The organism is Lysinibacillus sp. fls2-241-R2A-57 (genome assembly GCF_030209535.1).
GTDB lineage: Bacteria > Bacillota > Bacilli > Bacillales_A > Planococcaceae > Lysinibacillus.
In genome coordinates, this window is record NZ_JARVRU010000084.1 from 1 (window position 1) to 10,437 (window position 10,437).

General features: G+C 38.6%; 8 protein-coding genes. All 8 read right to left on the reverse strand.

The genetic code is table 11. The features are described from left to right. Positions 1-144: 144 nt before the first annotated feature. Entirely contained in the window at positions 145-2,226 is a 2,082-nt protein-coding gene (locus QRN68_RS14400) for a catalase (RefSeq protein ID WP_285397593.1), read from the reverse strand. Between the two features lie 328 nt (positions 2,227-2,554). Next, positions 2,555-4,051, reverse strand: coding sequence for a glycerol kinase GlpK (glpK, locus tag QRN68_RS14405; protein ID WP_285397586.1), 1,497 nt, complete (start codon positions 4,049-4,051; stop codon positions 2,555-2,557). Between the two features lie 42 nt (positions 4,052-4,093). Beyond that, positions 4,094-4,897 (reverse strand): MIP/aquaporin family protein, encoded by an 804-nt coding sequence (locus QRN68_RS14410; protein ID WP_285397587.1) that lies wholly within the window; start codon positions 4,895-4,897, stop codon positions 4,094-4,096. 161 nt (positions 4,898-5,058) lie between these two features. Continuing rightward, on the reverse strand, positions 5,059-5,616 hold the full coding sequence (locus QRN68_RS14415; RefSeq protein ID WP_285397588.1) for a glycerol-3-phosphate responsive antiterminator: 558 nt from the start codon (positions 5,614-5,616) through the stop codon (positions 5,059-5,061). Between the two features lie 260 nt (positions 5,617-5,876). Then, on the reverse strand, positions 5,877-7,520 hold the full coding sequence (locus QRN68_RS14420) for a glycerol-3-phosphate dehydrogenase/oxidase (RefSeq protein ID WP_285397589.1): 1,644 nt from the start codon (positions 7,518-7,520) through the stop codon (positions 5,877-5,879). A gap of 432 nt (positions 7,521-7,952) precedes the next feature. Continuing rightward, positions 7,953-8,528: an RloB family protein gene (locus QRN68_RS14425; RefSeq protein WP_285397590.1), complete on the reverse strand. Its 576-nt coding sequence runs from the start codon at positions 8,526-8,528 to the stop codon at positions 7,953-7,955. A 266-nt stretch (positions 8,529-8,794) separates the two neighbouring features. Further along, positions 8,795-10,078, reverse strand: coding sequence for an AAA family ATPase (locus QRN68_RS14430; RefSeq protein WP_285397591.1), 1,284 nt, complete (start codon positions 10,076-10,078; stop codon positions 8,795-8,797). 90 nt (positions 10,079-10,168) lie between these two features. Next, positions 10,169-10,437: hypothetical protein (locus QRN68_RS14435; RefSeq protein WP_285397592.1), on the reverse strand; the 269-nt coding region annotated here is incomplete at its 5' end.

A 10,437-nucleotide genomic window follows, 5' to 3' on the forward strand; every position in this document is an offset into this window, starting at 1 on the left:
TTCCTCTTAAAAAAATATCAAATAGATGTTTTTAAATCTAAAGTTGACAGCTATGATTCGCTCCTCTTCCGCGGGTATTCGCTTCGCTTCCGCGGGTATTCCTCGGCAAGCAAATATTCTGTTCCTCGTAGAAACAACGTAAAGTTAGTAAATATTCCTCTCCCAAAAGCGTTGCTGGGCAATGGCAGCTACAAATTTTTTAGCGAAACCTTCGTCGCCAGTTGCCAACACAATTCCTGGCCCTACATTGACGTTAGACATATTAAAAAATATAATTCCAGATTTGGAAATGCCTATCGGTTTATAATGTCTATACGCTTCATTCATATAATTTACAATTTGCGAATTAAACTTTGCCTGGTTGTTTGCTTTTACACCTACAACATATAATGAATCAAATAGTACCGCATCAGTAGTAATAAATGTGTCACTTGCTGTTAACTGTACGCCATCGCTGCTAGTCACAACCCCTAATCTGTCGGAAATAATACTGTATCGTACACCTTGTCTTGTTAAATATTTCAGCACTTCGCCAACTTCATTTGCGTCAAACCCATCACCTATTAGCACACCTACCTTAAGTGTTTGTGGCATTTTTATTGTATTAGCTTGGCTTAGTGCAGGTGATGATAAAGTGACATTTATTTGCTCTCCTTTTGGACGATTAACACCAATATTATCAGCCACAGTCGTTGCCATTGCTTTATCCACACGGACGAACATATCGACAACCTGTTGGCGAACTGACTTACTTTTTACCTTTCCTACCTCAAAGCTAAAGGCATCTATAATATGCTGTTTTTCAGGAGGTGACATGCTATTCCAAAATAGCCTTGCCTGTGAAAAATGATTATCAAAGGATTTACTTCTTGCTCGTGTAATCCGTCCTTCAACCTTTTCTTCATAGTGGACATAGCCACCTTCTTTTGCAGTAGATGTTGACGGTGTATTATTTGCCAAGGAATTTTTATGATAGCTTACTCTTCCTACATTAATAGTTTGTCGACTAAACCCATTGCGCTGATTGTTATGAATTGGACAAACAGGTCGGTTAATGGGTATTTCTGCAAAGTTAGGTCCACCTAGACGTATTAGCTGTGTATCTAAATAAGAAAATAGTCGGCCCTGTAAAAGTGGATCATTTGTAAAATCTATGCCTGGCACAACATTTCCGGGATGAAAGGCGACTTGCTCTGTTTCAGCAAAAACATTATCAACATTGCGATTCAAGGTCATTTTTCCAATCTTTTTAACTGGCACGATCTCCTCAGGCCAAAGCTTTGTTGCATCCAATATATCAAAATCAAATTTAAATTCGTCCTCTGGCTCAAGCATCTGTATACCAAGCTCATATTCTGGATAATCACCAATCTCAATTGATTCCCATAAATCACGTCGTTGAAAATCCGGATCTTTTCCAGCAATAATTTGCGCTTCATCCCAAACGAGTGAATGAACACCTAACACAGGCTTCCAATGAAACTTCACAAATCTCGACTTTCCTTTATCATTGACGAAACGAAAAGCATGAACACCGAAGCCTTCCATCATTCGAAAACTTCTAGGTATTGCCCGATCAGACATATGCCACATAATCATATGCGCAATTTCCTGATTGTTCGCCACAAAATCCCAAAACGTATCGTGCGCTGAGGCTGCTTGTGGCATTTCATTGTGAGGCTCCGGTTTTACTGCATGAATTAAATCAGGAAACTTAATGGCATCTTGAATAAAAAAGACAGGTATATTATTGCCGACTAAATCATAATTACCTTCATCTGTGTAAAACTTCGTCGCAAAGCCACGAACATCACGTGCAGTATCCATCGATCCTAAGCTTCCAACTACGGTTGAAAATCTGACAAATACAGGTGTTTTCTTACTAGGGTCCTGTAAAAATTTCGCTTTAGTATATTCCCCCATCGACTCATACAACTCAAATTCTCCATGTGCCGCAAAGCCCCTTGCATGTACAACACGCTCTGGAATACGTTCATGGTCAAAATGTGTTATTTTTTCTCGAAAATGAAAATCCTCCATAATAGTTGGCCCACGAATGCCAGCCTTCAACGAATCCTCATCATTCGAAACTTTCAGCCCCTGATTCGTTGTCATCTTTTTTCCATCATTATCGACACGAAATGGCTCCAGCTGCTGATCCTTTGCATTCTCATCTAAATTTTTGCGCTGATTCGACTTAGAATTATCCACGCAATCCCCTTTCATTCCAGTACTCATAATTCTCAATATACACTATATGTTTTTTTGGAATAAACATGCTTCAAGATCGTTGCTATTGAAGAAATACGACTCGGCACTAAGGGCACGGTCGAATAGTGGAGGTTTCAAAAAAGTCCGCTAAACAGTGACTTAAAGTTACTATCGAAGTGGTTATAGAATAATTTCTTATTAACAAATAAAACCTTGATTGGAAAATGAAGTAACCCCAAAAGTTAAATTGTTTGTCTAACAATCTGGGATTCGCTTCAAATTAGCCTATCAAGGTTTTTCTTATCACTACAACTATCTTTTTAAATCCAACCTATTAATCTAATTATTTAAACGCTTGAGCAGCTGTCACAGCTTTTTTCCAGCCTGCATAAATTTCTTCGCGAAGTGAGTCATCCATATCAGGTGTGAATTGTTGCTCTAAATTCCAATACTCACTAATTTCATTTGTTGATTTCCAGAAGCCAACTGCTATACCTGCTAAATAGGCAGCACCTAAAGCAGTTGTTTCGTTAATAACCGGACGATCAACGGGAACATTTAATAAGTCTGCTTGGAATTGCATTAAGAAATTGTTTGCAACAGCGCCGCCATCTACACGTAATTTTGTTAATGGAATATTTGCATCTGCTTCCATTGCGCTAAGTACGTCTTTTGTTTGATAAGCTAATGATTCTAATGTTGCACGTACAAAATGTTCTTTAGATGTACCACGAGTTAAACCAAAAACAGCACCTCGTACATCAGAATCCCAATAAGGTGTTCCTAGACCAACGAATGCAGGAACTACATAAACGCCATCCGTCGACTCCACACGTTCAGCATATTGCTCAGAATCAGCAGCAGAGCGGAACATTCGTAAGCCATCACGTAACCATTGAATAGCAGACCCAGCTACGAAAATACTTCCTTCTAAAGCATAAGTTACCTTACCATTTAAGCCCCAAGCTAGCGTAGTTAATAAGCCATTCTCTGATTTTACTGCCTTTTCACCAGTGTTCATCAACATAAAGCAGCCTGTACCATAAGTGTTTTTGACCATGCCTTCTTCAAAGCAAGCCTGACCAAATAGAGCAGCTTGTTGATCGCCCGCAGCACCAGCAATCGGAACAGCAGAGCCGAAGAATAGAGCTTCTTCTGTATAACCATATACTTCTGAAGAAGGGCGAACCTCTGGAAGCATAGAAGCAGGAACGCCTAAAATATTTAATAATTCCTCATCCCATTTTAAATCATAAATGTTATACATTAATGTACGAGAAGCATTTGAATAATCCGTTACATGTACTTTACCACCAGTCAACTTCCATATTAACCATGTATCAATTGTGCCGAATAGTAAATCCCCTGCTTCTGCTTTTTCTCGAGCACCTTCAACATTGTCTAAAATCCATTTTACTTTTGTGCCTGAGAAATATGCGTCGATTAATAAACCTGTTTTATCACGGAATAAATCATTGTAACCATTTGCTTTCAATTCTTCACAAATAGCGTTCGTCTGGCGTGATTGCCATACAATCGCATTATAGATTGGCTTCCCTGTATTTTTATCCCAAACAACTGTTGTTTCGCGTTGGTTTGTAATACCGATCCCAGCAATTTGATTTGAATCAATATTTTTTGCAGAAAGCGCTGTAGCGATACAAGACAGAATGGACGACCAAATTTCTTCTGCGTTATGTTCAACCCATCCAGATTGTGGGAAATATTGTTGGAATTCTTGTTGTGCACTATGGAGAATGCTCCCTTTTTCATCAAACAAAATAGCACGTGAGCTTGTTGTACCTTGGTCTAAAGCTAAAATATATTTTTTTTCTGACATCGGACAAACCTCCAAATATTTTTTTAATTACTAATTTTTTAATTACGCTTCACTTTTAACATTTTTGACTGTCATTTGAGCACTGATAAAAATAATAACTACGATAATAGCAAGCAACCAAAATGCAATACTATTTTTCCCCTCAAAAATTTGTTGAAAAAATAGGGCACCGAATGTACCACCGATAATTGGACCAACAATTGGAACCCATGCATATGACCACCCCGAGTCACGTTTCCCTGGTATTGGTAAGAAAAAGTGAGCAATACGTGGACCTAAATCACGTGCAGGGTTAATTGCATAACCAGTAGGCCCCCCTAATGCCATCCCGATGACTACAATTAGCAAACCAACTAGAAATGGATTTAAGCCATCAGTAATTGTATTTGTTCCTAATGCTAGAATACCTAAAACAAGTATAAATGTACCAATCATTTCTGAAATTAAATTTGATAATGGATGTTTAATAGCAGGAATTGTAGAAAATACGCCCAGTTTTGCATCTGGATTTTTCGTGCCTTTCCAATGTGGTAAATACATAAAATAAACGAGTACCGCACCTAAAAATGCACCAATCAATTGTGCAACAATGTAAGTAGGGACGTCTTCCCATGGGAAATTACCAATTGTAGCAAGTGCGATTGTTAAAGCAGGGTTTAAATGAGCACCACTAATACCACCAACAGTATATGCAGCCATCGCCACACCTAGACCCCAAGCGAATGTAATCACCACCCATCCACCGCCAAAGCCTTTCGATTTGTGCAATGATACTCCAGCAACAACGCCACCACCGAATAAAATAAGAATCATCGTGCCAACAATTTCAGCTGTAAATGTAGACATACAAGAAGCCCCCTTTGTTATAGTACGCCTAGCAAAAAAAATAAACCCACACTTAAACAAACTGCACACTGAAATGCAGATGAATAAATGTGGGTTCCTTTTCCTAACCACGCGCTTTTGAACTTACCCACATTGTAGAGAAAACAATATATATAGTCAACCTATTTTTTGAAATTTTCCCACAATTCTTCATTAGATGTTGTGATGGCCACTGCCCCAGCTGATAGTGCTTCCTCTATACTTTCACCTGTGCGGACTAGGCCTCCTGTAATTACAGGGATTTTTGTACGCTGGTGTACTTCTGAAATCATTGAAGGAATTATACCTGGTAATAATTCAATATAATCAGGCTTCGCTGATTCAATCATTGAAAAACTTTTTTCAAGCGCAATCGTATCAATTAAAAAGACACGCTGAATAGCGATAATCCCACGAGATTTTGCTTTTATTAACATATTTGATCGAGTAGAAATAATACCTGCTGGACGGATATCATTGCATAAAAAATCAGCTGCGAAATTATCCGTTTTTAAGCCATGAATTAAGTCTGCATGAATAATTAATTTTTTACCGTTACGATCTACCTCACGCTTTATTGACTTGAGTAAACTAATATGCACTTCTAGTAGAACAATGTATTCGAATCGACTTTTTAAAACATCATCAAATTGCTTTACTGTACGTGCAGCGGGAATAATTTGTTGATTATTGAAATTCATAAGATTACCCCTTTATTTAAAAATCGAGCTGTCAAAAAGTTCTTCATAAGAAATCAGGCATAATGTATCCGCTTCGCTTTTCTCGAACAAGGCATGAGCCGTATCGCGGTGCTTCTACGCTCGTGGTTCACTTACGCTTTGTCGCAAAGGAATCTTCTACGCCACGTCTCAGCCCATGCTTCGTCGAAAAAGCAATTCGCTAAAGTCTACGCGCGCTTTTACCTATATATTCTTACTTTTAGGACAGCTCCTCATTTTTATTATAATGCGGTAGTTGCTCGTGTTATTTCTGTATTTAAATCTTTTTCATATTGTGTACGTTGCTCAGTAGACCAGTATAATTGTTTTGCCATTTCATCTAAAACCGTATCTTTATACAGTTTCACAAGGGCGATATTAAAGAACATATATGCTGTGCGACGAATCAAAAAATCGTTTGGATGAACAACCATTTCATGATGAATACCGTACAGTAACTGAGCATATAGCCCCTGTGGTAAAACCGCATGCTTCTCTTTTGCAAATTCAAAAACAGTGTCTACATTAGCACCGTAATGATGTGCTAAATGTTGTGCTTCCTCTTCAGATAATCCGATGGCGACGCCCATTTTTGTTCGTTTAGATGCGAATGCATGGAAGTTTTTGGAGCCACCAACATCTCCACCAGAAATATGAATATGCTTTGTATGACATGGTTTAGATGTAACACCAAATTGTTGTTCTAACTCTTGCGCAATCATATTTAAAACTGTTTCAGCCATTTTACGATAACCTGTTAATTTACCTCCAGCAATCGTCACAAGACCTGAAGGAGATTCCCATATTTCGTCCTTACGAGAAATTTCAGATGGATTTTTACCTTCCTCATGAATTAATGGACGAACACCTGCCCAGCTTGATTCGATATCTTCATCAGTGACATTAACTTTTGGAAACATGTAATGAATTGCCTTCATCATATAATCACGATCTTCTTGATGAATATTCATTTCACATGCATCACCTTTATAAAATGTATCTGTCGTTCCAACATATGTCTTTCCATCTCGAGGAATCGCAAATACCATGCGGCCATCAGGTGTATCAAAATAGACAGCTTGATGTAATGGAAATTTGGATTCATCAAAAACGATGTGCACACCTTTTGATAAAATTAAATGCTTACCATTTTCTTTCCCTTCGATCTCACGAACATCGTCTACCCATGGACCAGCAGCATTCACAACTTTTTTAGCACGAATATTAATCGTGTTTTGGGCAATCAAATCTTGTGCTGTGATGCCATTAATTTTCTCTTGGTCGTTATATAAAAAGCTTTCTGCCTTTGTATAGTTAATAAGTGTAGCGCCTTTTTCGATAGCAGCTTTGGCAACTTCAACTGTAAGACGGGCATCATCTGTACGATATTCTACATATACACCACCACCACGTAAGTCCTCAGCTTTGACTAAAGGTTCTTTTTCAATTGTTTTTACAGCATTTAACATGTATCGACGCTCAGAACGTTTAACACCTGCTAAAAAATCATATACACGTAAGCCAATATTCGTTGAGAATTTGCCGAATGTACCACCTTTATGGAATGGGAGTAGCATCCAAACAGGAGTTGTCACATGTGGTCCATTTTCATAAACAATCGCACGCTCTTTTCCTAAATCCGCAACCTCTTTTATTTCAAATTGTTTTAAATAACGGAGCCCACCATGGACTAATTTTGTCGAACGACTAGAAGTACCAGCAGCAAAGTCTTGCATTTCAACTAACGCTACAGATAACCCGCGGGCAATGGCATCCAGCGCAATACCGCAACCTGTAATACCCCCACCAATAACCAATAAATCGTATTCTTTACTTTGTAAATCTTCAATCGTTTGTTGACGTTGTATTGCTGAAGCTGTGCTCATACTGAATTCCCTCCTTAATTGAGAACGAAAAAAGAGACCATTAAAAGCACATGTACAAAATGTACATATGTTTTTAATGGTCTCTCAATCTCTCAAACCTTTTATTAACTTAACTTTATTGTAATGGGTTTAGATTGAAAAGGCAATCTAGCTAATCGTAAAGAATGACGAATACAATTTACACGTTTCTTTTATAGCTTTAAGGTGTGTCAAATGTACAGATTAATTGTCATATTTTTGGCTCATTACCATACCGTGTGGTTGATTTCCGTTCCCATTATGGCTGTCTAGGGGGCCGATGAGTACCACATGTTTTTTGTGCGAAAGCGCAGTGCTAACGTGACTTTCGCACAGATAAATTCCCACAGGACGTGGCGTTCTTAGACTGAGTTCCTTTCTTTCAACGGGTGTCCATATATCCGCTGAAAGAAGTTAAAATATGTATTGTATCATTTCATGTATGTTGCAATAAGGGTTGTCACGGCTTTCTGTCTTGCGAAGTGCCATCATTTCCGTGCAATTTTTAATAGCGACCTCATGTCGAAGTGCGATAGGTGCAATGACTGACTCATCCGCTTTATGACGAAAATAGCGTGAAATCCCAAGATGCTGCTCCATCTTGTCATTTAAGACAGCACGAGGATACTTTTCCGAAATATCGACCTCTTCAAAATGCAACAGCAGCCATAATTCAAACGCTTCATTTGTGTAGGCAATATGAATATTTTGCTCCTCACAAAAGTCATTAACTTCCTCTAATTGCCTTTCGGTTAAATCATCCTTATCAAAAACAATCCAAACCTCATCAAAATATTGATAGCTTGAATCTCGATATGCATGCTGGGCTAGCTTAATAGCTGAACGCTTAACGTTTTTTATTTTGACACTTACCATTTTTGAGCGCTTTAAAATACGCATTTGTTCAAAATAAATGCGCTCGGTTTCACCTTCACAATAAATTAAAATTGTTTTACGCAGTGTTCGGTTACCTTGTTGACGTACTCTCATTGCTCAGATACCTCCACTTCCCTATCAATTATGCCTCGGCATAATTGCGTCCGGAATCGGCTTTGTGCTTGCACAAAGCACTCCTTTCCAATTCCGTGACATCCGCCAGAGGCTTTAGGCCAACAAATGTTTTCTGTACGAAAGCGCAGTGCTAACGTAGCGTCAGTAACATGATGTTGGTCACTCAGTCATGTGTTGCTGACGCTACGCTTTCGCACAGATAAATTGCCACAGGACGTGGCGCTCTTAGACTGAGTTCCTCTATTTCAGCGGGTGTTTGGATACCCGCTGAAAGAAGTTAAATATTGATCTGATAAATATTCATTAATAACCGGTGTTGCCCCGAATTCGCCCTTTAAGTAACGCTTGGCATAGGAAATATCTCCACGTTTCTTCTGCAAATCTGTAAAATCAAATAAGGAGTATAACTCGGATTCATTTTTAAAGCTTTTATTCACAAACCATATTTGATCGGAACGTAGTGGCTGATCTAATAAATCAATTTCATGACTTGTAACAACAAATTGATTCGTAGCGTTACGTTTGCTGTTCATAACGGCCATTAAAAATTCGCAGATAGACACATGAAATGCCGTATCAAATTCATCTATAAAAATGGTCTTTCCTTTATTGTATGCATCTACCATAACACATGCTAAATGTAACATACGGACTGTCCCCTTTGAATCCATCGTCCAATTGATCGTCTCTGTGCCTATCGGTGCACCTGCTTCATTGAACGATAAATAGTGCAAATCAATATCCACCTCTTGTATAACCTCTGGTGTGTCAAATTCATAGCCAATGGTATTTTTCTCTCTTCGCTCAACGCGTCTTGCCGTCACATCTTGAATAGAAAAATCCGCAATCTTTAGTAACTTAATAACCGCTTTCTTAAATGGCTCCTCTTCAAGTTTACGAATAAGCGGATGACTTGATAACCGATTTGCCTCATCTAAAAATAGGATTTTATGTAAAAACCAATCAAATATTTTCGTAGCATCTGGGTCATTAAAGACATTTAATACTGATAAGAAAGCTGTATTATTACGCGTATATTTTGTCAGTTCTAGTGCTGTATTTTGGGCAGTTTTATACAAATATTCTGTCCCATCCCACTGTCTGATAAAGAGCTGTTCTTTCACGGACTTTGTCGTTTTAGTTAGGCATTCATAAAGTACCTGCGATGCATTATACTGTACCTCATAATCATACAGTACCCCATCGAGTAATAATGAAATCATAAATTCTGTTGGTTGCCCTTGCTGACTTCCTAGCTTAAACGGTTGATAGGGTAAGCGCAGTTGTTTGACATTATTAAGATTTTCAAAGTTAAACAACAAAGAACGCAACACTTTAATAGCAGTGAATAAGTTTGATTTTCCACTTCCATTTGGTCCGAAAATAAAGGCACTTTTTACAAGGCGAAACGATTCACATTTTATCGTATGTGTGTCCTTTAATTTTCGAATGCGGCTTCCCGCCACCATCGAAAATAGCGTTTCATCGTTATAACTCAAGCAATTTTTCACTCTAAAATCTACTAACATATACAAGCCCCCGTTCAATTCCGCAACATTCCTTTAAGATAATTATACTATAGCCGTAAAAAAACGCCTATTACTCCGCGTAATGGCTCATTACCAAAAGTTGTGGATGACATATGTTAAAACGTATGCTATGTAAATAAGTTGAGTGGAGACTGGGCGACTCCTTGGGGTCAGTGTTACAGAAAGACCATGAAGCAAGCCGGCAGAGGAACGAAGGCTAAGAGCATCACGTCTTGTAATAACGCTTCCGTGACCAACCTCGTATTGTTGCTGTCGCTTCGCTTTCGCACAAAAAACATCTGTTGCTGTCGCTTCGCTTTCGCACAGAGCAAGGCTTCCTGCGAGCGAGCGTCGAGTAG